29 protein-coding genes, 2 pseudogenes and 1 riboswitch are annotated in these 23,681 nt (G+C 35.1%); of the genes and pseudogenes, 7 read left to right on the top strand and 24 right to left on the bottom strand.

Going from position 1 to position 23,681, the window contains the following annotated elements; translation table 11 throughout:
• Positions 1-67: 67 nt before the first annotated feature.
• The 6 genes from ACJ004_RS27325 to ACJ004_RS27300 all read right to left on the bottom strand — a co-directional run bounded on the left by ACJ004_RS27325 (position 68) and on the right by ACJ004_RS27300 (position 3,681).
• Positions 68-451: a VOC family protein gene (locus ACJ004_RS27325; RefSeq protein ID WP_410896235.1), complete on the bottom strand. Its 384-nt coding sequence runs from the start codon at positions 449-451 to the stop codon at positions 68-70.
• A 103-nt stretch (positions 452-554) separates the two neighbouring features.
• Entirely contained in the window at positions 555-833 is a 279-nt protein-coding gene (locus tag ACJ004_RS27320) for an ArsR/SmtB family transcription factor (protein WP_410896234.1), read from the bottom strand.
• Positions 834-1,359: 526 nt separating this feature from the next.
• Positions 1,360-1,827: a GNAT family N-acetyltransferase gene (locus tag ACJ004_RS27315; RefSeq protein ID WP_410896233.1), complete on the bottom strand. Its 468-nt coding sequence runs from the start codon at positions 1,825-1,827 to the stop codon at positions 1,360-1,362.
• A gap of 210 nt (positions 1,828-2,037) precedes the next feature.
• Positions 2,038-2,661 carry an FMN-binding negative transcriptional regulator gene (locus tag ACJ004_RS27310; RefSeq protein ID WP_410896232.1) on the bottom strand — a complete coding sequence of 208 codons (624 nt, stop codon included), beginning with the start codon at positions 2,659-2,661 and terminating at the stop codon, positions 2,038-2,040.
• 23 nt (positions 2,662-2,684) lie between these two features.
• Positions 2,685-3,203, bottom strand: a complete 519-nt coding sequence (paiA, locus tag ACJ004_RS27305) for a spermidine/spermine N(1)-acetyltransferase (RefSeq protein ID WP_410896231.1) — start codon at positions 3,201-3,203, stop codon at positions 2,685-2,687.
• A 25-nt stretch (positions 3,204-3,228) separates the two neighbouring features.
• Positions 3,229-3,681, bottom strand: coding sequence for a MarR family winged helix-turn-helix transcriptional regulator (locus ACJ004_RS27300; RefSeq protein WP_410896230.1), 453 nt, complete (start codon positions 3,679-3,681; stop codon positions 3,229-3,231).
• 116 nt (positions 3,682-3,797) lie between these two features.
• Between ACJ004_RS27300 and ACJ004_RS27295 the strand changes: the two genes are divergently transcribed.
• Together ACJ004_RS27295 and ACJ004_RS27290 are read left to right on the top strand one after the other, a co-directional pair.
• On the top strand, positions 3,798-4,406 hold the full coding sequence (locus tag ACJ004_RS27295; RefSeq protein WP_410896229.1) for a YczE/YyaS/YitT family protein: 609 nt from the start codon (positions 3,798-3,800) through the stop codon (positions 4,404-4,406).
• Positions 4,407-4,514: 108 nt separating this feature from the next.
• Positions 4,515-4,718, top strand: a complete 204-nt coding sequence (locus tag ACJ004_RS27290; protein WP_410896228.1) for an alpha/beta-type small acid-soluble spore protein — start codon at positions 4,515-4,517, stop codon at positions 4,716-4,718.
• A 95-nt stretch (positions 4,719-4,813) separates the two neighbouring features.
• On the opposite strand, the gene ACJ004_RS27285 is transcribed toward ACJ004_RS27290, so the two are convergent.
• The 4 genes from ACJ004_RS27285 to lepB form a co-directional block, all read right to left on the bottom strand.
• Positions 4,814-4,879: a putative holin-like toxin gene (locus tag ACJ004_RS27285; protein WP_410896267.1), complete on the bottom strand. Its 66-nt coding sequence runs from the start codon at positions 4,877-4,879 to the stop codon at positions 4,814-4,816.
• Entirely contained in the window at positions 4,872-5,057 is a 186-nt protein-coding gene (locus ACJ004_RS27280; protein WP_410896268.1) for a hypothetical protein, read from the bottom strand. The genes ACJ004_RS27285 and ACJ004_RS27280 overlap by 8 nt, the downstream gene beginning before the upstream one ends.
• A 174-nt stretch (positions 5,058-5,231) precedes the next feature.
• Positions 5,232-6,623, bottom strand: coding sequence for a DJ-1/PfpI family protein (locus ACJ004_RS27275; RefSeq protein WP_410896227.1), 1,392 nt, complete (start codon positions 6,621-6,623; stop codon positions 5,232-5,234).
• Positions 6,624-8,005: 1,382 nt separating this feature from the next.
• Positions 8,006-8,545: a signal peptidase I gene (lepB, locus tag ACJ004_RS27270; RefSeq protein ID WP_410896226.1), complete on the bottom strand. Its 540-nt coding sequence runs from the start codon at positions 8,543-8,545 to the stop codon at positions 8,006-8,008.
• A gap of 434 nt (positions 8,546-8,979) precedes the next feature.
• Here lepB and ACJ004_RS27265 point away from each other — a divergent pair, with 434 nt between their 5' ends.
• Positions 8,980-9,378: a YmaF family protein gene (locus ACJ004_RS27265; protein ID WP_410896225.1), complete on the top strand. Its 399-nt coding sequence runs from the start codon at positions 8,980-8,982 to the stop codon at positions 9,376-9,378.
• Positions 9,379-9,624: 246 nt separating this feature from the next.
• Here the strand turns inward: ACJ004_RS27265 and ACJ004_RS27260 are convergent, their stop codons facing one another.
• From ACJ004_RS27260 to ACJ004_RS27250, 3 genes are all read right to left on the bottom strand, one after another.
• Positions 9,625-10,065 (bottom strand): cell wall hydrolase, encoded by a 441-nt coding sequence (locus tag ACJ004_RS27260; RefSeq protein WP_410896224.1) that lies wholly within the window; start codon positions 10,063-10,065, stop codon positions 9,625-9,627.
• Positions 10,066-11,126: 1,061 nt separating this feature from the next.
• Positions 11,127-11,510 carry a YkvA family protein gene (locus ACJ004_RS27255; RefSeq protein ID WP_410896223.1) on the bottom strand — a complete coding sequence of 128 codons (384 nt, stop codon included), beginning with the start codon at positions 11,508-11,510 and terminating at the stop codon, positions 11,127-11,129.
• Positions 11,511-12,245: 735 nt separating this feature from the next.
• Positions 12,246-12,461 carry a hypothetical protein gene (locus ACJ004_RS27250; RefSeq protein ID WP_410896222.1) on the bottom strand — a complete coding sequence of 72 codons (216 nt, stop codon included), beginning with the start codon at positions 12,459-12,461 and terminating at the stop codon, positions 12,246-12,248.
• Between the two features lie 490 nt (positions 12,462-12,951).
• On the opposite strand from ACJ004_RS27250, the gene ACJ004_RS27245 reads away from it, so the two are divergent.
• Both ACJ004_RS27245 and ACJ004_RS27240 read left to right on the top strand, forming a co-directional pair.
• Positions 12,952-13,053 (top strand): YjcZ family sporulation protein, encoded by a 102-nt coding sequence (locus ACJ004_RS27245; RefSeq protein ID WP_410896221.1) that lies wholly within the window; start codon positions 12,952-12,954, stop codon positions 13,051-13,053.
• A 50-nt stretch (positions 13,054-13,103) separates the two neighbouring features.
• Positions 13,104-13,379 (top strand): annotated as a pseudogene (locus ACJ004_RS27240) (tyrosine-type recombinase/integrase); the annotation flags it as partial.
• A gap of 214 nt (positions 13,380-13,593) precedes the next feature.
• On the opposite strand, the gene ACJ004_RS27235 reads toward ACJ004_RS27240, so the two are convergent.
• The 9 genes from ACJ004_RS27235 to ACJ004_RS27195 form a co-directional block, all read right to left on the bottom strand.
• Complete coding sequence (locus ACJ004_RS27235) at positions 13,594-13,974, bottom strand: VOC family protein (protein WP_410896220.1); 381 nt, start codon at positions 13,972-13,974, stop codon at positions 13,594-13,596.
• A 109-nt stretch (positions 13,975-14,083) separates the two neighbouring features.
• Positions 14,084-14,602, bottom strand: coding sequence for an SRPBCC domain-containing protein (locus ACJ004_RS27230; RefSeq protein ID WP_410896219.1), 519 nt, complete (start codon positions 14,600-14,602; stop codon positions 14,084-14,086).
• Between the two features lie 29 nt (positions 14,603-14,631).
• Positions 14,632-15,087, bottom strand: a complete 456-nt coding sequence (locus ACJ004_RS27225; RefSeq protein WP_410896218.1) for a DoxX family protein — start codon at positions 15,085-15,087, stop codon at positions 14,632-14,634.
• Positions 15,088-15,133: 46 nt separating this feature from the next.
• Complete coding sequence (locus tag ACJ004_RS27220; protein WP_410896266.1) at positions 15,134-15,466, bottom strand: ArsR/SmtB family transcription factor; 333 nt, start codon at positions 15,464-15,466, stop codon at positions 15,134-15,136.
• Between the two features lie 235 nt (positions 15,467-15,701).
• Positions 15,702-16,166, bottom strand: coding sequence for a DUF3291 domain-containing protein (locus tag ACJ004_RS27215; RefSeq protein WP_410896217.1), 465 nt, complete (start codon positions 16,164-16,166; stop codon positions 15,702-15,704).
• Between the two features lie 174 nt (positions 16,167-16,340).
• Positions 16,341-16,811 carry a hypothetical protein gene (locus ACJ004_RS27210; RefSeq protein WP_410896216.1) on the bottom strand — a complete coding sequence of 157 codons (471 nt, stop codon included), beginning with the start codon at positions 16,809-16,811 and terminating at the stop codon, positions 16,341-16,343.
• A gap of 1,057 nt (positions 16,812-17,868) precedes the next feature.
• Complete coding sequence (locus ACJ004_RS27205) at positions 17,869-18,444, bottom strand: hypothetical protein (protein ID WP_410896215.1); 576 nt, start codon at positions 18,442-18,444, stop codon at positions 17,869-17,871.
• A 21-nt stretch (positions 18,445-18,465) separates the two neighbouring features.
• Positions 18,466-18,549: riboswitch (cyclic di-GMP riboswitch) on the bottom strand.
• 456 nt (positions 18,550-19,005) lie between these two features.
• Positions 19,006-19,449, bottom strand: a complete 444-nt coding sequence (locus tag ACJ004_RS27200; RefSeq protein ID WP_410896265.1) for an NUDIX hydrolase — start codon at positions 19,447-19,449, stop codon at positions 19,006-19,008.
• A gap of 250 nt (positions 19,450-19,699) precedes the next feature.
• Positions 19,700-20,725, bottom strand: a complete 1,026-nt coding sequence (locus ACJ004_RS27195; RefSeq protein WP_410896214.1) for a DUF1835 domain-containing protein — start codon at positions 20,723-20,725, stop codon at positions 19,700-19,702.
• Positions 20,726-21,276: 551 nt separating this feature from the next.
• On the opposite strand from ACJ004_RS27195, the gene ACJ004_RS27190 reads away from it, so the two are divergent.
• Positions 21,277-21,618 (top strand): hypothetical protein, encoded by a 342-nt coding sequence (locus tag ACJ004_RS27190; RefSeq protein WP_410896213.1) that lies wholly within the window; start codon positions 21,277-21,279, stop codon positions 21,616-21,618.
• Between the two features lie 31 nt (positions 21,619-21,649).
• Here the strand turns inward: ACJ004_RS27190 and ACJ004_RS27185 are convergent.
• Positions 21,650-21,793, bottom strand: a pseudogene (locus tag ACJ004_RS27185) (tyrosine-type recombinase/integrase); the annotation flags it as partial.
• Between the two features lie 147 nt (positions 21,794-21,940).
• Entirely contained in the window at positions 21,941-22,573 is a 633-nt protein-coding gene (locus ACJ004_RS27180) for a hypothetical protein (protein ID WP_410896212.1), read from the bottom strand.
• 308 nt (positions 22,574-22,881) lie between these two features.
• Between ACJ004_RS27180 and ACJ004_RS27175 the strand changes: the two genes are divergently transcribed.
• Entirely contained in the window at positions 22,882-23,676 is a 795-nt protein-coding gene (locus tag ACJ004_RS27175; RefSeq protein WP_410896211.1) for a hypothetical protein, read from the top strand.
• Positions 23,677-23,681 lie beyond the last annotated feature (5 nt).

The following is a 23,681-nucleotide window of genomic DNA, read 5'->3' as shown; positions in this document are numbered from 1 at the left end:
AAACAATTCACCGAGCTCAGAACTTTCACAAAAAATAGTTTAGAAAATAGTTAAATTCGTCATAAAGTTACTGCTGCATTATCTGAATAAGGTTGCCGCATGTATCGTCGAAGACAGCTATTGTGAGTTCGCCCATTTTTGTCGGCTCCATAGTAAACTTCACGCCGTTTTCCAATAATCGTTTGTACTCTTTATGAATATCTGCAACACCAAACATGGTTGCTGGGATGCCCTCGGCAAATATCTTCTTTTGATACTCCTTTGCGGCAGGATGCTCATTCGGTTCAAGTAAAAGCTCGGTACCGTCATGTTCATCGGGAGAAACAAGCGTAATCCACCTAAATTTCCCCATGGGAACGTCATGCTTTTTTACAAATCCCAGCTTTTCTGAATAAAATTCCAGTGCCTTGTCTTGGTCTTGTACAAATAAACTGGTAACAATAATTTTCATAATGTTATTGCCTCCTTTGATATTTACGAGGTATGGTGCTCTGCTAACAATTTGGCTCCAAGCAGAAAAACCCATACATTCGTCAGATGTTTTTTTACTAAAATTACTCTATCCAACCCTTCAGCAAATTTTTAAGTGGTTCGTTGTTGAATATAAGTACTCGATATTTTCCCTTTCGTTTTGATTTTACGAGCCCTGCAACTTCCAATGCAGAAAGATGTTTAGCTATCGCCTGTCGCGAAATAGAAAGGTCGTGCTTCATAATGAGACGTACCGTAAGTTCATACAACGTCAGCTCATTGCGTTCGGATAGTTCGTCTAATATAAGCCGTCGAGTCGAGTCGCCGAGTGCTTTGAATATAGCGTCTTTGTCACAATTCATATCTCAAGTATAAGCAACTCTACGGTTGCTTGTCAATCATAAGTAACTGTATGGTTGCGTAAAATAGGAACCAACTCCATTTCTAAAAGCTTCTATACTTCCTCTACCACGTTTATTCCCTCATTCTTAGTAAATTTTAGGCCTTAAGAACATTTCCTATTCAACGATCCCTGCTCCGTAGCTCAATAAACAAAAAGGTACTGCTGTAGCAATACCTAATTTTTTCTCTTGCACATGGTTGTACAAAGTTATTCACCCTACTTTTCGTCGCATTTTTAATATATCCGCCAACAAAAAGGATATTATCATAGCACCCCAGTGGGGAAAGGCAATCATAATCATAAGAATTCCTGCACCTAAGTCGTCTTGTGTATAAAGATTTGTGAAAAGGCTGTATTCAAATGGATGAAACAACAACGCACCAATAAAGGATGGGAGGATTGGTATATAAAATATATATCTCAATCCCCCAAGGGATAATCTTGTGTTTTTAGTGAACGAAGAAAGAACTATTTTGCTTTTTAGGCTACAATACCTTTCTCATTCTTAATACCAGATACTTTTCAACCTCTTCACCTACCTTCTCCATTCCAGATTTAGTATATAAACGAATGGCTCTCTGATTATCAGGAGAAACTCGTAAATGATATTCATTCACATTTGATTTTCTGAAGAAAGCTTCTGCGTAACGTATTAAATCCTTTCCAAGACCTTTTCCACGATAATCCTGAATCAGGTAAAATAAATTTACATATCCAATTTCTTTCCCAGCAAATTCCCGAATTTGCAGTTCCAATTGCCCAATTGGTAAATTGTCTTTTTCAATGATTACCTGTCCATCTGGGAATTTATCGACTCTTTCTTTAATCCGATTAATGTAAGCAATTTCATCCCCAAAACCTTCATCAGATCCAAAACTTACAACATAAGAATCTTTTCTGAATTTAATAATCACATCCTTATCTTTCTCTATATCAATTGTCCGAAAGTTCAAATCATCATCCCCTTTGTTTATAAGATAGTATTTCTTCTCAATTAGATAGGTTTCCTTCTTAAGGCTAGTCTTAATATTTTATAAAAAAAACAGAGGTACATTTCGGGTTCCTCTGTTTTCTCCTTTTGAAAAAATTATTTATCATTTAAGTACGCTTCTTGACAAACTTCATCAAATAAAGAAAAAATCTTATAAAAAGAAACATAATACTTATTGGTCCTTTTTTAACTTCCTCTCCATCAATTGTGCCATTTGTTGAGAATTCAAATCTTTTTCTTCAAAGAGTTTATTAACGATGTTATGGTAGTCCTTTTCATTACGATTTTGACTTAGTTTATTAGCAGCTTGAATTTCTTGTACTTTAATCTTAAATCCCACAATACCTTTTAGTTGTTTTTCTAATAACTGAGGAGAGAGCTTATCCCATAGAACTGGATTCTTACGGTGTTTTTCGTATTTTTGCAGCAACATAGTAAGGTCTTGTTTTAACTCTTCTTCGTCCAAAATCCCGGCTGTACCATATACATGTACAGCTTGATAGTTCCATGTCGGGACATTTTCCTCTTCATACCAGGAAGAAGAGATATAAGCGTGTGGTCCTTGGAACATAACCAATACATCTTGACAGGTCTCGAATGTTCTCCATTGAGGGTTCCCATAAGCCATATGCCCCGTTATGTAGTAAGTATCTCCTTCTTTAATTAACTGCAATGGCAAATGAGTAGCAATTGGTTTCCCTTGTTCTGTTGTGACAATCGTGCCAAAAGAGTTTGTTTGAACAAATTCCAAAATTTCATTAACATCTGTGACCTTAAAATATTTAGGTATATACATAATTATCCACCTTTTCTGAAAAGTTATATAAGTGTTTTGGTCATTATAAAATCCATTTGTTCTTCATCACCCATATAAAAAGAGTGGGCTCCTGTTTGAACAAACCCTATTTTTTTATAAAAGCCAATAGCATTTTCATTTTTTTCCCATACACCCAGCCAGATTTTCTTTTTATTACGTTCCATCGCAATTTCCATAGCTTTATTTAGCAGATATTTACCAAGCCCATGTTTTTGAAATTTGTTCTTTATATAAATCCTCTCGATTTCAAGTGATTCATTACCCATTTCTTCTGACTGAGCATCATTGGTGTTAACCTTTAAATATCCAGCGATTTCATTGTTAAAATAAACAAAAAAGAATTCCGAAGAAATATTGCACAATTCTTTTTCTAATTGTTTTAAGTTAAATGCCTTTTCCAAATAGGCATTCATATTTTCAGGTGAATTCTGATGCTTAAATGTCTCATTAAATGTTTCATAACTAATTTCTTGAAGTATGCATAAGTCTTCAAGGGTGCACTTTTTTATATTTATAGTCATTTAAATATGTCGCTCCTTTATATAATCAATAATTTCTCTTGTTTCCCTTTTTTACAAATTCCCAGTCTTTTTCTATATTTTTTCTTACTCTTTGAAGAAGATTGAAAATGGTTTCTACTTCTCTTTCAGAAAATCCCTCTAATGCAACGATATTAGAATAATCATTTTCTCTTTTAATAAAAGGAAAAACATTTTTCCCTTTCTCTGTTGAAAAGAGTTTTTTAATTTTTTTGTTATGTTGATCTTCTTTCTTTTCAATAAAGCCATTCATTTCAAGTTTTTTTATAGCACGAGCTGCTGTTGTTCGATCTACTTTTATCATCTCAGCTAACTTTTCTTGAATGATTCCTGGGTTTTCACATATTCGCACCAGGTACAAATACTGCCCTTTTGTAAGGTCATATTCTTTAAATTCTATATTACTTATAGAATCTAATGCCCTTGCTATCATTCCAATTTCACGAAGAATTTCCTTCATAATTAACTCCTTAGCACATATTTTTGTTGCAAATGCAATAAAAAGGATATATATTAAATTTAACCTAACTTTGTTGCATTTGCAACAAAAAAATAATGATAAAGAGGTCGAGTAAAGTGAAATATGTTTTTTATGTATTCGGAATTTTAATATTAACCCTTGGTATTTCTTTCACTATACAATCAGACCTTGGAACTTCACCTTTTGATGCACTTTTGGTAGGACTGTCCATAAATGTGGGGCTTACTGTGGGAAGTTGGGAAATAATAATAGCTTTACTATTAATATGTTGTAATTCATTTTTAAAAAGACAAAGACCAGAAGTTTTGGGGCTGTTAACAGCATTTATAACAGGTATTGGTATTGATATGTGGCTTTTTTTATTGCACAATTTGATCACACCTGAACTATGGTACAGTAAAGTTGTTTGTTTTGGAATCGGCTTAGTTGCTATGGGATTAGGAACTGCAACATATTTACACACAAATTTTGCACCGATTCCAATTGACCGATTAACCTTAATCATACAAGAATTAACTAGAACAAATATATATTTTTCGAGAACATTCATTTACCTCGTATTCTTGATAATAGCAATGATTTTAAATGGACCAATTGGCGTTGGAACGCTATTAACCGTTTGTTTAGGGGGGCTAATACTTAATTACTTTATGCCAATTACTGAAAAAGTATTAGACCGCATTTTGTTGAATACAGTCATTTAAAATCCAAAAGCGTATCCAAAACTTACCAACTCTATGTTAGGAATAATCTAACCTATCTATTTCCAATATAATAATGTAAACATATTATCCTATAGGAGATGAAACAATATGGCACGAAGCAACAATAACAATCAGCTTGTAGTTTCAGGAGCAGAACAAGCCCTTGAACAAATGAAGTATGAAATTGCACAGGAATTTGGTGTGCAGCTAGGAGCCGAAACATCTTCAAGAGCCAACGGTTCTGTTGGTGGGGAAATTACAAAACGCTTAGTAAGAATGGCTGAACAACAATTTGGTGGAACTTTCCGTTAATACAAAAATGCCCGCTAGAATTGTTTTCTAGCGGTTTTTTTGTAAAACGTCTCCCGTTCCAGGGGCAAAAAAATAACACGCCCCTTACGACGTGTTCAGGAATTCTTATCTTTATCGTGAAATTTCAAAACAGCGATTACAAACATGCCAAAACTAAGCATCAAGGACAAAACTTCGAATGTAGCCATTTACTAATCGCCTCCTTACCTCTATCCTTCCCCGTTCCAAGTTTGTCCCATACCAGGGTATAAAAAAATAAATTAAGATGCCCCACACAGCTTCATAGGTCGGATTCCCTTCTACATACCCGAAAAGCATTTCAAATGTAATCACATCCACTGATTTGTTGTTTCATAAAAAATCATCTATATTTTCAATAACTTTATGAACTTCGGACAAATGATAAATTAGATCCAAAAATATAAGCTGCCATAACGGCAGCTCAATCTAAAAATTTTTGCCAAGTTTAACTACAATTCTTCACAAACTGTATCCGCCCAAAGGCGGTAATGATTAGTTCGCTTCTTTATACGATTTAAAAATTGGTTTCTTCATAATGAATTGTCTGTCAATACAGAAGATTACAAACAAAGCTAGTAAGCCGATTAGAAGTACATTGCCGTAAGTTTCAAGAGGAAATGGTTTGCCCTCAAGATGGATACCATTCGAATGATATTCAAATCGTTTTACAGCGTGATTGGCAGTTAAAAGGTCTTCTTGTTTAGCTAAGTCTTCTAATGGTGCTTCGAATACATATCTGTTTGGTGTATCACTATGAATAAAGAGGGTCTCATTAGCATTACCCTTTTCACGCCAAAGTCTTACATCTGCTGCCGCTAGTGATTTTGAGTCGCCACCTGGTATGATCATTTTGTCTAATTTTGGAGCATTAGATATTTGATGTCTAGCTAGTATATTTAGATGATGTTTCGTAGTAATCGGTGCATCTGAACTAGAAACGGTCAAGACTTGTGTCGTTCCGGTGTCACCATAAGAATCAAATATAGAAGATAAAGCTATTTCATCCATATCTTTATACAGAAGTACCCCCATTTGTTTCTTATTCCAATGGAATCCAAGATTTAGCCAATATGTTGCAAATTTTATATCCACGTAAAAAGGGTGGTCTACTTTTGGATTTTGAACGAAGTGGTAAGAAGGATAACTAATTTCCTTAGATATTTTTGCAGCCGCGGGTTCTCCTAGTTTCTGAGATATCAGGTGAAGTACTGCATCGATACCTGCGCTTTGACCAGCTGAAGTTAAGGTATTTCCCTCGTGAACATACCTCACATCCTCTTTCCAATGTGTATCAGGATATTGCTTCATTAATATTGGTAAGGATTGCCAGTGTGAGGTAGCTGATTTCCCTTTTAATAAACCTGCATCGGCAAGATTCTGCGACCCACCACAAATGCTTAAAAAAGTGGTGGTGTTACTGCTGGAATGTTGTTGAATCCATTCGCGAGTTGGTTGATATTTCTGATCATCTACTCCAGGCATAAAAGGGACCACAATAATATCTGGACTTTTATTTAATAAGTTATCCAGTTCTTTATAAGAGTAATGCGGTATTACATCCAGTCCGCCTGATAAGGACTTCACGTTTTTGTCCGGTGCAACGGCGTATACATTATAAGCATCTGTCATCGACAGCAGTTCGTAGGGAATAAGAAAATCAAAGTCTTCGGTTGGTATACTTGAATCCGCTAATACGACTGCTACTGTAGGTTTATTGGGATCGTATTGAGGGATATTCACTCCATGTAGCGAAGGAACTGGCTCATGGCGGACGTTAAAGTAAAAATCTTTTTGATGACGTTTAACGCCATAGAACCCGATTCCCCCCACAAACACAATGAAAATCAATACATAAACTGCTAAACGAACCACTAACCTTTTCATTTTAAATTCCTCCTCCGGATATGAATGTTGTTATTCTTTAACGCGACAAAATCTCCCGACTCCAATAAATAAACTTTTGATACATCCTGAACAAATATCATTTTCTACCTCCAAAATGTGGTTATTTGTTATTGAATACCCTTGTGTTTCATTTTACTTAGTTTGACCATGATAAAAACCGCACGATTTTTGGGTAATACCGTAAAATTTTGTGGTACCCCCGCAGGGTACTTGTTGTATCTGGATTTCATATTACCTTTTTTCTAAGGCCTTTATAATTGTGCTCGGGCTTGATCTTTATATCAGACTTTAGATTTAGTTGGTTTCAAACCATAAAAAAGACAGAGACTGAAATAGTCTCTGCCAAAGATCTTGCTATAAAAACCGATATCAAGTTTAAGAAATAGACCGAAATTTGAATTATAAATAATTACTTCGCTTTTTACATCAAATATGAATTTAAGGGATTATAATTTACCCCTATATAATAAAAGACTCGTTTATTGAAATGAATTAACCGATAGAGGAATAAAATTGATGTTTTAACTACTCAACAATGAAAAAAGGTATCGTTTCCTTTTTGTGACAGTGAACTCGCACTTTCGTATAATAAATACAGATGGAATACAGAATGCAGATCAAAAAATAAGATGGTGAAGCTGGTATGAGAATAAATTTATCAAAGAAACAAATCGCGGAAATAAAACGAATAGTTCAAAAAAAACTTTTGATAAAAGGAATCGAACCAACAGATGAATATCTATTTATACACAGTTTTTCAAAAATACAGAAAGAAACCGTCTATTTTCATCTGTTTAAAGAAAATGATACGTTGATAATCCGCTGCTATGCACGAGTGTTTGACAACTTAGCTCTGAGAGTGTTAATCAGGAGCACTGCAAAAAGTGTATTTGAATATCTGGTAAACCAAACCGGCTTACAAAACACAATTTATATAGAAAACGGTATAGAATTTAAATTATAAATAAGAAGGACCCTAAAGTTAAATATATAAGTACAATAAAATTCCGATAATTAAGGCCTGTATCATCGATTACCAAGTAAACATTGATACAGGCTGATTTTTTTAACTTCTAATTGAACTATCGCACCCGTAGTTGAATAAAAAACTAACGATTTTTGTAGTACTCCTCTGGCTGTGTTATTCCATTTTCAATGTTTCATAATTCCTCCTGAATTAAGAAAATCCCTTCCATATTATTCTGCCCATCAGTGGAACAAGAAAAAGAACTGCCGCAGCAACTCCCATGTTTACTCTTGCACCCGTTATTTGAATAAATTATCACAAGGTTAAATGGGAAATAACCCAATATATGTTAAAATAAGTACATAAACTCTAGTACCCGTTAGCTAAAGAAAAATTACTCTGTATCTCTAATTTGTGAGAATGGGAAAAAAACAAACTCACTTTGCCCTACTATTTCTTCTTTTGTGAAGTACCCTAAGCCATTACGACTATCCTTACTTTTTAATCTATTATCACCCATAACAAAAAATTTGTTTTTAGGTACTGTAATTGGTCCAAAGTCGCCAGTTAATTGACTACCCATTTGTTTAGCAAGTTCACGATTTTGTGAAAGATAGGGTTCTTTGAATAAAATACCATTAATAAATAAATTATCATTTTTCATTAAAACGGTATCTCCTGGAAGTCCGATGATTCTTTTTACATAGTTTGCTTCCTTCCCTTTAATAATGACAATTTCTCCTCTACTAAAACTATCTGTCAAATTTAATTTGTTTACAAAGATTTTTTCCTGATTATGTAGCGTAGGTTCCATTGAAGCACCATCTACTACGTATGGTGTAAATAGGAATGTTCTTACAACAAATGCTACTCCAAATGCAATGAACAACGATTTGCCCCAACTTTTCAATTCCCCATTTGAATTTAATTTCATTAGTTAACCCAACTCCTTAATTTTTCTCCTAATAAAACATTCTCCATTTACGATTAAAACACCTTTTTATTGTCATATTCTTCCTTTACTATTCAACTCCCTCAGTTTGATACGAATATCTCTTGAATGCTCACTTATTCGCAGGTTTTCATAACCCATATAAATAGAATGACTGGTAAATGGAATAAATTCAGATCATTTGGCTTCGTGAAGGTATAGTTAAATAAAGGAGTTAGCTATTACTCCATATTTTACCATATAATGTACATCTCCACGCCGCCCCTGGAGGCTTTCCCTCCCATGTCTCAACGGGTTATTTGCCCTCTCATTCCTTCGTCATGCCTATCCAAGGGGTGGAAAAATCTTTTTTTCATAAAACCTTACCATTACTAATATTATTAACAGTACTCTAATTTAAAAGGGGGTTCCATTTTATGAGTAAAGCTCAAAAGGGAAGAGAAAATTATGAAAGAAAAAAATCTCAAAAAGAAGAGCAGTCTAACAAAAAAACAAATTCTGAAGAATCAGAACAAACGCATGTTCATGAATTTTTGGCAAGTACCAAATTAGCTGAAGAAGGAGAGGACAGACATAATCATCGTTTTGCAGGGGTTACAAGTGAAGTAATTCCAAAGGGTGATAGTCATGTACATGTAATATTAACTAATACCGACTTTTTAGATCATCATCATGAGGTAGGAATACAAACAGGTCCTGCTATCCCAGTTGGCAATGGTAAGCATGTACACTTTGTCAAAGGTATCACTACCCTAGATGATGGACATGTCCATGAGCTTGAATTTGCTACTTTAATTGAAAAGCCTCTTGTATAAGGGGAAAAGGTTACCTTTAAGGAGGACAAGGGTGAGCACCTACTAGTGTTTCACCTTTTCTATTACTCTACAATTGTGTTTCAGTAAGGATCGCCGCAGCGATCTCCATCTATAACTCTTGCACCCGTTAGCTTAAGTACAATATTTCACAATCTTTCTTTCTTGGATAAAAACTATTATTAAAAGTTTTTATTTAATTTTGTGTAAAATTTTAAATATGTAAAAAAGCTTACTCAAAGAGTAAGCTTAACCGCTATAAACACTAGCACATGTTCCAGGTTTTGGTTCATAAAAACAATGTTCTTTAAATTGACCAGAATGAGGTTGACCGTACCATGTTGGAGGACATGGAGCATGTGGATTAAAATACCATAGTGCAAATTTCGCTGGGTGATCTCTCCAATAATTCAAATTTTGTTTTGCTAATCTTCTTTCAGATGTTCTTGATCTTTGATAAAAAACATTTCCTTTTTGAACTGCTTCAAAAGAATAATTTCCTCCTTGAATTTGAAATATTACATCATGAATCGTTCTTACATCTTTGAAGTCTAGACAGGTTGCTACTGCACGATTCACTATTACATTTCCAACATATAGCATACCTTGTTTTCCTTCACCCTCGGCCTCTGCTCTCATCATCCTTGCCATTTCGTCTAATTCATGACTTCGATAATTTACTCTTGGCATTTTATCACCCCAAAAATATAGTATGAAAAAAATCCTACATTCATGTTATTGTTTATATAATAAGAATGCTTAGTTTTTATAGCATACAGTTTTTAAGTAAAATATACCTCTTCCATGTGTCCTGCTTTCAGCCATTGTTCAATCTTTGGAATGTATACTCTTCAGACTGGTTGAGCTTTACAGGTCTTTGACCTTAATTTATCTAGAAGTACCATGACGTTTTCTTCTAATTTAGCGTCATAGCTTCTATTGTTTCTCCGTTAATTCCGCCTGCTCCTTTGTTTGCTTTTACCTGTTCGAAGCTTTGAGTTAGTTTTCGGTCAAACAATATTTGTCCAAAACACTGTGTAATTTAAATTTCCACTCTTGATTCATTGCGTATTCCACGCCTTTCCTTGATGTATATTCAAACGGTTTTACCGCAGTAACATGATTGTTGGCATTACATCTTGTTCATGACTTGGAGCTATAGGTCACTCCCCTTCCGTTCACTTGATGTTATGGTCATCAAGTTCTCCCGTACTATGAGAATGTCTGACTACTCCACCAGTTCTTCATCATTTGGATTACCCTTATAGACTAGAACCCTGCCTGTTCGGTAAGGTGGAGTTCTCACGGGGTCATCACATTTCCCTTCTAAGCATACCCTGCACCATCACGTAATAAGTCACATTTTCTCGTTCTGACTTCTAAAGAAAATGCCTAATGAGTGGGCTTCCTTACTTTTCGAAAAGTTGCCAACTTATCCCGCCGCCGTGCTTCACACTTATTGCATTAGGGTCTACTTATTCGCCTACGGATCTCTCAATTTTCCGCATCTCCTTCAGACTACACCTCACGATGTTGCCCTAGATTAAGCTTCCCGAGCTAGGTCAGTCTCCTCGGGTATGGATTTTCACCATCTTGGATTCAAATTCGTTATCCTCAACCAGTCGTTTCATCGAAATGACGTCTCTGTTAGATAAAGAAAAGAAGAGTGTTGACTGAGTCAACACTCTATGCGACTGCCCGTCGCACAAAAAGCTGCCGAAGTAGCCACTGATTTTAAACTCTTGCACCCGTTAACTGAAGAAGGTATAAATTTTTATAATAGCCCAAATTATAATTAAACCCCAAATCAATACTATTATTGAACCGACTATCCAATTCTTCGGCTTACCGTTTTTCATCATTTCTTCTGCCTTAACTTCACAGTCAGATATTACACTCTTTGGTACCATCCTTAACGCAATCATTATCCCTAATGGAACGAGAATTACATCGTCTAAGTAGCCAAGAATGGGTATAAAATCAGGTATTAGGTCAATCGGGCTGAATGCATAAGCTACAACACAAGCCGTAAATAATTTAGCATACCAAGGTACTCTTTCATCTTTATAAGCACAGTAAAGAATGAATATCTGCCGTTTTAAATTCCTCGCCCAAGCCTTAATTTTCTTAAACATTTTATCTCCAATAATAGTTAAGATTTTATTTCCATTATAACAAAATAAGATGGATTATTATTGCACTAACCTGCTTCGTTACTTCAATAAGGAATTATGGTTTTTGCTTTATTTTTCTAAATAACAAATAGGTAAATAATGGAATTATAATAACCATTACTTCATCATTTTTCACAAACAATCGATACAATCCATATCCCCAAAGTAAGACAAGAAAGATAATATCATATATAATAACGGATTTTTTAGATTTCATTTGGATTTCTTTTCCCTTCCTGAACACGATACCGAACCGTCTATTAATTTAAAATATCCTCCTTGTTTACTGTTTTTCCTTCTTTAATTAACCTGCTTCGTTACTTGAATAAGAAAAAGCTGCCACTTAGACAGCACTGGTTTTTCGTTAAATCAACAGTCAGTTCAATAAAAAGGCAGTTGGGAATCTTAAAAAGAGCAAACAGGCTAATCCCATTTGCTCTTTTTTCATATTATTGATTAGCCTGTTTAACCCATTTATCACCTATTTTGTGCGTTTACCATGATCTTAACAGCTGCTTCCACATCCAATACTATATCGTTGTTTTGCACTACTGTCACATCTGTTAAAACGGTTTTTCCCGACATAAATAGCAGGATAGGTGGAAAAATCCCCCGATAAGACAAATGTTCATTTTTAACTTAACGTCATGTGCAAAATTAACTAATTTTAATTTAATAGTCTAGCAAGAACCATCTCTAGCAGCAGCCGCCATAACCATGATGAAATGGATAGCCGCCATATCCATGATGGAATGGATATCCGCCATATCCATGATGGAATGGATAGCCGCCATATCCATGATGGAATGGGTAACCACCATAACCATGATGGAATGGGTAGCCGCCATAACCCATGCCATAACCAGGATAACCTCCATAACCCATACCGCTTCCAAAGAAATCTCTTTCCATTTATATCTCCTCCTCAAATTGTTTCAAAAATAGTGTATGTGTCCATTTTTAAAGAGGAATAGATATTTGCCTATTTTAAGTATCTTCTTGGCTATTATTTTTATTTGCGGTATAGTCACACTCCTCATTGAACTAGTGTTAATGCTTTTTTATATCGTGGGTTTTATTTACTATTTCTTCGTAAGTACCTGTGCGTACAAAAGATAAAAATAAAAAAGCCCTTCTTAGGGACTTGGCTTTAATAATCAGCACTTGTCCCATTCAGCTTTATTCTGAGTGCATATGTTATTATTAAGCCCGTCAGACATATATAATTACCTCAGAAAAGGCGTTTGCATGTATTGCAGACGCTTTTTTATTTTTAGAAATTGTTTAAGCAAAACGCATATTTTGTCCTAACCATTATGACAATTGTCCAATCCATCTTAAGAAATATATATACCTAGTGAGAGTTTTTTCCTTCTGATATTCCAATAGGAGGTGAAATGATATGTGGGGCTTAAGTGGCGGTTTCGATTATGGCGGCAGTACTTTTGTATTAATCGTTGTATGGTTTATTCTGTTAATCATCGTACTTTTCAGTGTCTGCTAATGTTAATAAACCAAATGTTTGAGCAAAGTCAAAATGAGCATAGGTGAGATGTTAGAGGAAAAGGGGAAAAAGAAAGGGAAGTTTATTTTAATATCCGCTGCGATATTTGGCCTAGACGCTCCCTTGATCAACGCCAGGATTGCGATCCAGCTATTTTTGTAACGGAATGGTATCCCCATCGAATGAGTATTGCCCAAATGAGATACATCATCAAGCGAATTTCTGGTCGAGCACGAATCAACAAAAACATTCATCCGCACCAGCTGAGACACAGCTATGCTACTCATTTGATGAATAATGGTGCACCTCTTGAAGTCATACAGAGCTAATTGGGACATGAGAAAAGTGAGACGACTAGGATATATGCACTGTTTATTCCTGAAAAGCCCCCGTTTGTTCAATAAGAAATAAGACGCTTAATATTAATTTAGGAAGATAGAAAATTAATATATAGGATTAGTTTAACTTTATTACTATAAATTCAAAACACCGTCCAACAATGAACGGTGTATGAATTACTTAATTATTTTTTTTGTGGGTTTACTTTTTTTCCATGACTGCAAAGTAATTTTCTTCATTATCGGCAAAGTTAAATACCCTACCAGAAGGCATATTTACAATTTCACCGACTTTGATATTTTTATTGGATAAATCGGTATATAATTCATCAAAGTTTTCCGAGAAAAACATTAACGAAGGTGTACCAAGATTTAATCCAGGTGACATTTTAGCAACGAATTCCTTATTGTGCAGAATGATGCTTGTTTCTGCGCCATTTGTTGGAGCAATTTCAATCCATCTCATTCCTTGACCGTTATTTTCTTCAGAAATTACACTAAACCCTACTTTTTTTGTCCAAAAATTCACTGCCTCATCTTGGTTATTTACATACAACATGATTTGACCGACTTTATTAATCATTGATTTTTCCACTCCCTTGTTTAAGTAATTACCATACTCCATGCTCCTAATCATTACTATAGATACTGGTTTCTTAACTGAACCGGCCTGCCGTGCGCGTGGTATTTCCTTACTTCAGGTGCTGAAGAACTTCTTCCAGGCGGTCCCAAGTTTCGGTGATTCCTTGCATCATGCCCATGTCAGTGACGGTCTTGAGGGTCTCCGCCGACGCATATTCAGCACGGTTGATCAGCTTCGTCTTACCGCCGCCCAAATCGATGAATTCCAATGTAACATCAGACGATGGCATGGCATCATTCGTATTGCCTTCGGCATCCGAGAAGAAATCGACGTAGATGATCTTCTCAGGCTCGATAATCTCCTTATAAACCCCTTTTCCCCAAGATTCCATACCGAAAAATTCACCTTGGTTTTGATCGACGCACTTCATGCAGTAGTGCCAAACACCACCCGACCGGAAATCCACGTTGCATACAGGAAGCTCCCAGCCTCTGGGCCCCCACCAGCGTTTGAGATGCTCGGGGTCTTTAAACATATTGAACACGAGGTCGCGCGGCGCATCGAAAATCCGCTCCAGCACAAGTACCCGATCGTTCTCCACCCTTGAAATCATAGTGTTGTTTGACATTTCCATTCCTCCCAATAATTTTTGTTAAGTTATTTCGAATTACTTAATGAAACGGCATTTCGTTTTTTATGGTAAAAAACATAGGACCCTGCAATCAAAATGTACCCAATAATGAAAAATACCCAAGGATCGCCCACTGCTATAGTTGAGTACATGGCACCCGTCAAATCGATGACAAACCCGGCATAAGCCCATTCCTTAATTCGCGGAAAGCCAGGCATCAGAATCGCTATTACACCTAACAGTTTGGCAACGCCAATAAAGGGAAGAAGGTATGCAGGGTACCCTAAATGTTTGAATAAAGCAACTGCTTCAGGGGCAGACATTATATCAGGAATAGAACCTAAAAGCATTAATGCTATCAACAGGCCCGTAAAAAACCAGTATCCTATTGTTATTTTCTTCAGAGATACCTTATTTTCTTCATTGGCTTTGTCATTCCTGATGAGTTTCCGATCTTCTACAGACGTCAAAAGGTTTTCCATGATCTCATACCTCCAATATTATTTTTTTAAATCTTTGGCAGGACTCCTATTTGTCGTCATGGTTCACATCCTTTCTTTGTAGGTCCTGCAGGTAATCGTCCAAGCGGTCGAATCTCTCGTTCCAAATGTTGCGGTAGGACTCCAACCAGGAATCAAGCTCTTTAAACGGCTCGGCCCTCAGCTTGTAGATCCGTCGATTGGAGATTGCATTCACCTCGACGAGTCCTGCATTACTTAGTACACGAAGATGTTTGGAAGCTTGAGGCTGGTTTAGCCCAAGTCGGTCAGCAATTTCCCCTACAGTGAGAGGGCCGTCACGCAAGAGTTCGACAATGTGTAGCCGGTTGGGCTCAGCAAGAGCATTCAAAGTTGTTTTCATGAATTCAATATACCTTAAAAGGAATATTCCTGTCAAGGAATATTCAAAATATTTTTTAGCAACGGTTTTCTGATGTTCGATAAAAAGGATAGAGGACATTAACACGAACAAAAAATATTTACCAATAGCAAGAGCGTCTATTATCATATACTAACCTATTTGATTCACCAGATATGTCAAGAAAGAAGAATAGTGATTTTCTCAGCTTCCTAAACGTTAATAAGAGACCACCCTGCTACTTAAGCATACACGTCTCCCCTTTTTCATCAAACGCGTGCTTAAAGTCAAACGCAAAAGGAGTGGGTCCATGTTGAAAATAATAGTTGTATCTCTTGAAAGCCTCCTCCCATGAGACATCCTTCACCTTTTCTGTCCACCACACTACATATGAAAGGTGTCTCTCTTGATAAGGCTCCATCCATCTGCTCCTATTTCGCAACGCTTGGCTATGCTTACCTGAATAGGTAAAACGATATAAGGATTGAAGGCTTTTCCATACTGTTAGTGTCAGGACAGGGTAACCTTTCCCTTTAGCTTCTTCAGGGAAAGGCACTCCATCTGATGAAAACTCCTCTATAAGATGTCCTGATACAGATGCCTGACGCATTACTTTATATCCCATTTCATAAAACTCACGAGATGCAGGGTGGTCATAGGGGTGATTTAGCCTACCAACAGTATAAATTGAAACTAAAGCCATAAACAGCCCTCCATTTACAGTCTATACCTAGGTATATTCAGGTAAGATGGGTTCTTATAACTTATAGTTACCACGTACAAAATAGTTAACATGAAAAAGAGCGATTATTAATGCTAACCTTCTTCGTTAGTTGCATAAGGAAAAAGCGATACCTTTGTTGAAGTATCGCCCGCTTTAGTTGAATAATCTCTTTTTATTTTCATAAATGAATTGAAATCCATATAAGAAAAAAGCCTTGTAGAAGAAGTATAGGAAGAATTGAAATGCATTAAGTCGAACTAATTTAAATAATTTTATCTTTGCAAATAAACTTTTAGCTAGAAATGTAAAAATTAATTGAAAAAGAGCATTTAGCAAGATAAACTTTTTGAAATTTCCGTATGTCCATTTTAATGACCATAAAGCCACCGCCAACATTGGACCTATTAAAAAAGGAAATTCATTATGAAAAAAGGAATGTGGTTTATTATAAAAAGACCACCATCTACGTTTCTTTCCAATCGGAACATCAATACAATTTATTAAGAATACAAAGATAAAGGCTGGAAAAAATCTCTTTATACTTCGCCTTTCCAAAAAAGAAACTGTAATCCATGAGAGTAATACCATTGCAATATTAAATAACCACTTATTTTTCATTGACATATTAATACCCCATTATCTAAAAGGAATCATTTAACTTATTATATCTCCTTCGTTATTTAACTATCCTGACCTTTAGTGGAACAAGGAAAGCGACTGTCCTTATTGAACAATCGCACCCGTTACTTTAAGTACATTCTTCACAATCTTATCCAATCATAAAATTTATTTAGCAAGAATGACCTCATACTCAATAAACAAGCAATCTATCTTCGATTTCGCTGTGTGACCTAAAATCGACTTTCATATTTGGCTTGTATGGGCTTTTTCTGTTTGTTCTAGGGTGTAAAAATTGGGAGCGGCATTAAAATTCGATGTGGGGGCCATTATTGGGCTTTATAGGTCAAATCTCATTTTTGGTCAAATTCGACCATTTTGGTAATCGCTGAAGGTTGGGAAATAACGAATTTATCCAATTGGTTAAACTCAGTTTTTCTCCTGTTTTCTTAGCTTTTCATACACTGTTATTGTCCAACATTAACCAGTTGGTTTGCGCTTACATTGCTGATATACTAGGAAGTGGCTGCAAAAGCCACCTGAAAGATTACTACATGGTTTGGACAATTGGCGCCGTTGTTTACACCGAATGACTTGAGTGATTGCTTTTACGTTCTTTAAATCAGAAAATCCGATTAAATTTTTACATAATTAAATTTGATAAAAAAGGCTGTTTCACTTTTTGATTGTGTTGTTTAACACTAATGGTTCACTTATTTTGTTTTTTTGTAATTTTTCTTCAACTATAATGCCACGTTAGTGGAACAAGCAAAAAAAGCTGCCGAAGCTGCCACTGATCTTAAACTCTTGCTCCCGTTTGTTTAAGTACATTATTTCACAATCTTGTACGTAGAAAACAATCGTCTCTCAGATTGTGAAATGCAATCCTATCTAATAATTTTCTAATTCATTATTTAAATCACTTAAAATTACATCTATCTCGATCATTACGGTATCTTAATTTGTCGGAAAAATGGTTGGTATAATTCCATCTACCCTCATTTGCATAACCAAAAAAAAAACAGCCATTTAATGACTGCTTTCCGCACTATTACATTACATGTCACTGGATAGGTACAACGATTGGTGCTACTGGTGTATTTGGCATTGCAACATCTACTCCATTATAGTGTGCGTATAATCCACCTTCGCTCTTTGTTAATTGAACGTCTGTAATAATTGCTTCTACCCAAGCTCCAGTTTCTGGATCAATAACGTGACGATTGCCAGTTAAAGGGTCACCTGCAACTGGTACAGTTCCTTCAATTATTACTGAAAGTGGATCAATACCTTTTAAGTTAAAGCCAGTGATTTGTTTGCTTGTACGAGCATCATACCCTACACTAGCACTAACAGATACATGTTTTGGTACTGTGATATCATGATGTACAGTTTTCTTACCTGCTGAAGTGTCCCATACCTCTGTTACATCATAAGTATCTTGAGTGTCATAAGTAAAAGTAAGACCGCTTGCATTTTTCTGTAAAGCAGAATTACTCCATTCATATGCCAATTGTACATCACCTTTACCTACAAAACCTGTTCCTGTTGCGTCAACCGATACTGCTGCACTTGCAGAACTAACCGCAAGTCCTACTGATAGGATACCCGCTAAAGCTAAACTCGTCATTTTTTTCATATATATTCCCCCTATAAAATAATAATTAAAGGTGGGTTACACTACTAGCTCCATATGGCTCAAGTGTCCATTTACGAACCATATTTCCTCGCTCCCTTTACACCGAGAACCCTCGTATGCAATTTGAATTATAAATGTTTTAGAAAATTAAGTAAATTGGGGGAATTCGAATATTTTCTATAGGCTTTATATACTATTTTTTATTGATTTGATACAAAAAATGTAGAATTATGAAATTAATCGGGAAAATAATAATTATTTTTATCAAAAACACACAAAAAATGCCAATTTTTTGTGTTTAGTCGAGTGTTTAATTTGGGGGAATTTAAGCTAAAAACGATAAACTTTGCGAAAACTGCCCTTCAGAAAGACAGGCATCATCAAAAAATGATTAGATGAAAGAAGATATAAAAGTAGGTTATGTGAAATGACCTAATCCCTCTTAAACAAACCTGCCCCTATAGTTGCATAAGAAAAGCCGCCGTAACTGGCAGCTGGATCTTCAACTAATGCACCCGTTACTTAAAATGTATTCTTTCACATACTTAACTTATTACGAGTTTAAAGTTGTTCATTATAAATACTAATTGAGTGTAACTCCTCTTTTAATAAGTTAACTATTATTTGCTTTAATACACTTGGTTCCCGTAATTCCTCATCATCGAATTTTACAAGGTCACTTACCTTAACCCATCTACTATCTGAAATCTCTTCTTCCTCTAGTTTTAATAAACCTCCAGTAACCTCACCAGTAAAATGAAATAAAATAACTTGATTATTTGTGCTACTGACAAAATTATATACACCAGTTGTGCTATTAAGTTTTACATCAAAGCCTGTTTCCTCTTTTACTTCTCTACGAGCTGAAAAGAGAATGTCTTCACCGTTTTCAATGCGTCCACTCGGAAAGTTCCACATTTCAATGGCAGTTGGTTTATTTTCTCTTATCATTAAGACTTCATCATCTCTGAATATTGATACACTAACAACTAAAACAATCCCAATTTAAGCCATTTTTTCCAGTTGAAAGCTATCATCCCAAGAAAATTCTCCTTTACTATTCAACAATCCTGCACTGTTAGTTAAATAAAAAGGGTCACTGCAGCGATCACTTTCTTTAACTATTGCATCCTTTAGCTTAAGTACATTTCTTCACAAACAATTTTACGAAAGTTATAAAGACCATTAATAAAGAGAACCTCATTTTCTGAGTTTCTCTTAATGTATCTCTTCACTTTGCTTTTCAATAAAAGATTTACTTAAATTTAATCCCGTAATAACGCATTGCCTCTAGGCCACCTTCATATTCAAAAATTCCCTTTTCGATTAATTTCCTAACCCTATATTCCAAAAAGCTGTCACCGATAAATTGAAGAATATGTCCATAAACTTCACCAACTAATCTTGCACACATAATAAAGCCCTTTTTCTTCCCAATCAGCTTCTTAGCTTTTTCAATTATAAAATCATCGTAATAGTCTTCAGGTACAACTTTTATTTCTCCGTTTTCCCATATTCTTAATGTACCAGGATTGTTTGAGAGGTCTAACCACTCTTTTTCAAAATGCTTACACTCTATGTCTGATAAAATCTGCTTGTTTTCTTGGCTATATTTATATATGGTTTGTAATTCTTCTAAAATTATTTCACCCGAAAAAAAGGGTACATACTTCTTAGCCTTTTTATCAAACAATTTTCTATACAATGTTGCGGTATCAATGATTGAAATATTGTTTTTTTGTTCCCGCAACAAATACAGTGTAAAAAAAAGTGCTGTTTGTTCATTTGCATTTTCTGATACCCAGATGTAAATTGGAAGATCATTAGGAATTGATAATACTTGAGAAATGACTTTCGGCAAACTTTCTTTATAAAATTCAACTTCATATTCATTAGATAAGTTGTTTTTTAACCAATCAAATCTATCTGTTTGTCCCTTTTCGGTATCTAAACTATAAATAGGAGCAATAGAGAAATTGTCGTGGTAAGCAATAATAAACTCTTCTTCTAGTAGGTTCAATTCTTTTAATGGTTGTCTTAAATATGGGTATCCAAATTGTATATGAACTTTTTTGTAATTACTTTTTCCAAATGGATCTGATTGTGTAACTTTTGGATAGAGAATTTCATTAAAAATTTCTTTAAGATCATTTGCAATCTCAACTAAAGAGTTCTCTTTATCCTCCAACAATGCAATCCTATAAAGAATAAATTGCAAGTATGACCTTACTTCCTGTTCTGGCAAGTCCTTTACTATATTCTTTATATCGAGAATATCCACCTAAAAACTCCTTCTATAATCGATTAAAGGTATTAAACATAAATAAAAAATGTCTCTTTTTGAAGTTATTTTTCCCAAATATTCTTAGCTTAACCTGCCTGTTAGCTCCATAACAAAAAAGGATCGCCTCAGCGATTCCTCTTGAGCTAACCTGCTTCGTTAGCACAACAAGAAAAGGGAACGCTGCCGTAATCCCAATATTCAACTCGGAAATTCGCTTTATAATGTATCTCATCTGGGCAATGCTCATTTTATGTGGGTGCCGTTCAGTGACAAAAATAGCTGGATCTTTATCCTGGCGTAGGTCTATGTATCGTCTCAGCCAGATTTCACAACGTATATTAAAATAGACTTCCCTTTCTTTATCACCTTTTCCAATCACTAATCAAAGAATAAATACATAAAAGTTATGGGAAGGTAAGAAAAAAAGAAAGGATAAAAGTAATGAACAAACAATCCGAAAACAAGAAAAGTTACCCTTAAATCCATTTAGTAAACTTATTAGACGTATTTGGTATGTTTCCCTTGCTATCGGTTCAATAGGATTGATATTGCAATACAAATTTGAGATAAAGGAAATTTTTTGGATTATCTCTAAAAGCACACTTCTCCTTGCTTTTTCTTGTAGCATCATTCTTTTTAACAACAATTTTAAATTAGCAGAACGTATTCTTTATACAATCGTCACGATAGTTTTAATGTTTGTTTATCCTCATTGGTTAGATATTCCTGCTTACTTAACAAATAATTATAAAGTTGTTGAAGGTGTTCCGACTGAATTTGAGTACAGAAGCCCTTACGAAGCTGGTCGTTATCTACCGTTGAAATTCAGAATGAAGAACTTAAATTACCACCAAGCATTCCAAACTCAAAATCTGATGAATGGTTTGTGATTCATTACCTTCCATATTCAAAGTTCATAACCTATGTCAAAATTCTGTCAGAAACAAGACAGTAAATAAAACGTGCTACAGAGGTCTCGCTCTTTTCGTGACCTAGTAAACTTTGAATAACGTCAATAGGAGCTCCATTGTTCAATAGGTGTGTAGCATAGCTGTGGCGTAGTTGATCCCAGCACGACTTTTTCTATAAAATTCTCCTCTAAGACCCCCACTTAATTGAGCATAAATCCTAGTGTATTTTTAGAAAAAGTATAGAAAAGCAGCGGATATCCGCTGCTTTTTTTACACTATTGCACCCAGTTAGTAAAGTAGGTTATTTACTTAAATTCCTCGTACAAAAGTACTTAGCGTCATCATAGATTTTTCCTAATTTATATGGAATACTATTTTTAATAGAATTAATAATTGTAGTACCAAGTTGGTTAAAACTAAGTTTATCCCTAATACGCTCAATTGAAGCGTTATGTTTAAACATTCTAAAAATATCCTGAAAAAAATTACTCGGAGAGGATATAACATCTTCTTTTACCATTCTATCTAACCAAAAGACTAATACTTCACTAAAATCTAATTCTCCATTTTTAAAATTAAGGATAATGAGCTCAGTTTCACCTGAATACTTCCATATAGAGCAATCTTCTAATTTATCTATAAATTCACAAAAACTTTGAGTACTAAAAGCCCAGACCTCACCTTTAATTTTACACACGTTCTCAACGTCTGGGTAGAGCCCATAGAGTCCACCCCAAAGAGTACCGTAACCAGGAAAATAAAAATCAATTCCGTAATTTGATCTATGATGATATTCAGCAATTTTATTAATTATATTATTCTTTACAAACTCACAATTTGGATTACCGATAAGAATTCCTAACGCTCTATCGTTTTTTCCTTTTCCCTGTAAATCATTTACGAGGTGATCATAAGAAATAGCTTCTTTGCTCATACATAATTTCCCCTGTGTTTAATTAAGTTTTATTAACAATTCTTTAATTATTTCACCATTAAATTAAAAAATACCTTCTTCAAGTCTCTGCTTTGTTAGCTGAACAAGAAAAAGCTACCCAAAAGACATTAATTATCTTGAACTCAAATACCCGTTACTTAAGTAACAATTCTATTAAAGTAAAAGAATTTAGAAAAACACCACAATTTATACTTCTATAGTCGGTAGTGATAGTGATGACGTTGATCCATTAGCTGGTGGACTTGTTGCACTTAGATCAGATTTAGTTGTTGCCAGAACAGCAATAATTGCAGGTATGGAAGCACCTCCATTTATTTCAGGGTGCCTATACCACCACTGCTCACTTTTGGCTGATTAAACAGCTTGTAAAGGCTTCAGAATGGCGTTTTATAACTGATGAAGACAGGTCTTTAATCAATTCTATACATCGTGTTTTCTCACAAGAAATTCGTCGGACTGATGGGCACCTCTTCTTATGCCAAACGGACAAAACAAAATCTCGTAAAAAAGCATACGAGGAATTTAAAGAAGCCAAAGCGAATTTATTAGAATGGGGTTCTTTAAGAGATTTTGGGACTAACTCTTTACGGAAATTGGCATACCTTTATTTAACTGATTTATTTGAAACACATCGGTTTCATAAAGAGGTCTCTGATGGAACAAGCTCCCATAACGAATATGCAGATAATCCAATTGAACACCCTTTAGCTACACCTGATAGAGGTTATCGTTCCGTTGATTGCACCACAGACCTCTCTTCTCTTGAACCAAAAGATATTGCGTCACTAATTTTAAATGTAAATGACAATGCCACAAATACATTTATCCAACATATTCGTAGAAGATTATCTATTTTAGAACGACCACTGACAACCGCTCGTGGTGATGGAAAGAGCTATATTTACTCTAATTTCAATCCTAAATATGCTCAAATGGCTTTAACAATCCTTCGGACATATTACAATTTCTGTTTAGCGTATAAGACGAAAGAAGGGAAAACAGAAACTATCGCTACACCGGCACAGCGACTAGGACTTGTAACTAAAAAATTTAATATTAATGATGTATTATATCTTAGATAATAGTG

The sequence above is a fragment of the Neobacillus sp. 204 genome, assembly GCF_046562815.1.
Lineage (GTDB): Bacteria > Bacillota > Bacilli > Bacillales > Cytobacillaceae > Neobacillus.
Note: the sequence above shows the minus strand (reverse complement) of the source record. Positions and strands in the feature narration are given on the sequence as shown.

Excerpts from the sequence above, each read along its gene's own strand:
- ACJ004_RS27310 (WP_410896232.1), bottom strand. The coding sequence starts at position 2,661 with ATGTATATACCTAAATATTTTAAGGTCACAGATGTTAATGAAATTTTG.
- ACJ004_RS27260 (WP_410896224.1), bottom strand. The coding sequence starts at position 10,065 with ATGCCAAGAGTAAATTATCGAAGTCATGAATTAGACGAAATGGCAAGG.
- ACJ004_RS27235 (WP_410896220.1), bottom strand. The coding sequence starts at position 13,974 with ATGATTAATAAAGTCGGTCAAATCATGTTGTATGTAAATAACCAAGAT.
- ACJ004_RS27210 (WP_410896216.1), bottom strand. The coding sequence starts at position 16,811 with ATGTCAATGAAAAATAAGTGGTTATTTAATATTGCAATGGTATTACTC.
- ACJ004_RS27215 (WP_410896217.1), bottom strand. The coding sequence starts at position 16,166 with ATGGCTTTAGTTTCAATTTATACTGTTGGTAGGCTAAATCACCCCTAT.
- ACJ004_RS27180 (WP_410896212.1), bottom strand. The coding sequence starts at position 22,573 with ATGAGCAAAGAAGCTATTTCTTATGATCACCTCGTAAATGATTTACAG.
- ACJ004_RS27300 (WP_410896230.1), bottom strand. The coding sequence starts at position 3,681 with ATGAAGGAAATTCTTCGTGAAATTGGAATGATAGCAAGGGCATTAGAT.
- ACJ004_RS27205 (WP_410896215.1), bottom strand. The coding sequence starts at position 18,444 with ATGAAAAAAATGACGAGTTTAGCTTTAGCGGGTATCCTATCAGTAGGA.
- ACJ004_RS27220 (WP_410896266.1), bottom strand. The coding sequence starts at position 15,466 with ATGAAAACAACTTTGAATGCTCTTGCTGAGCCCAACCGGCTACACATT.
- ACJ004_RS27275 (WP_410896227.1), bottom strand. The coding sequence starts at position 6,623 with ATGAAAAGGTTAGTGGTTCGTTTAGCAGTTTATGTATTGATTTTCATT.
- ACJ004_RS27265 (WP_410896225.1), top strand. The coding sequence starts at position 8,980 with ATGAGTAAAGCTCAAAAGGGAAGAGAAAATTATGAAAGAAAAAAATCT.
- ACJ004_RS27230 (WP_410896219.1), bottom strand. The coding sequence starts at position 14,602 with ATGTCAAACAACACTATGATTTCAAGGGTGGAGAACGATCGGGTACTT.
- paiA (WP_410896231.1), bottom strand. The coding sequence starts at position 3,203 with ATGACTATAAATATAAAAAAGTGCACCCTTGAAGACTTATGCATACTT.
- lepB (WP_410896226.1), bottom strand. The coding sequence starts at position 8,545 with ATGAAATTAAATTCAAATGGGGAATTGAAAAGTTGGGGCAAATCGTTG.
- ACJ004_RS27325 (WP_410896235.1), bottom strand. The coding sequence starts at position 451 with ATGAAAATTATTGTTACCAGTTTATTTGTACAAGACCAAGACAAGGCA.
- ACJ004_RS27255 (WP_410896223.1), bottom strand. The coding sequence starts at position 11,510 with ATGTTTAAGAAAATTAAGGCTTGGGCGAGGAATTTAAAACGGCAGATA.
- ACJ004_RS27225 (WP_410896218.1), bottom strand. The coding sequence starts at position 15,087 with ATGGAAAACCTTTTGACGTCTGTAGAAGATCGGAAACTCATCAGGAAT.
- ACJ004_RS27245 (WP_410896221.1), top strand. The coding sequence starts at position 12,952 with ATGTGGGGCTTAAGTGGCGGTTTCGATTATGGCGGCAGTACTTTTGTA.
- ACJ004_RS27290 (WP_410896228.1), top strand. The coding sequence starts at position 4,515 with ATGGCACGAAGCAACAATAACAATCAGCTTGTAGTTTCAGGAGCAGAA.
- ACJ004_RS27320 (WP_410896234.1), bottom strand. The coding sequence starts at position 833 with ATGAATTGTGACAAAGACGCTATATTCAAAGCACTCGGCGACTCGACT.
- ACJ004_RS27250 (WP_410896222.1), bottom strand. The coding sequence starts at position 12,461 with ATGGAAAGAGATTTCTTTGGAAGCGGTATGGGTTATGGAGGTTATCCT.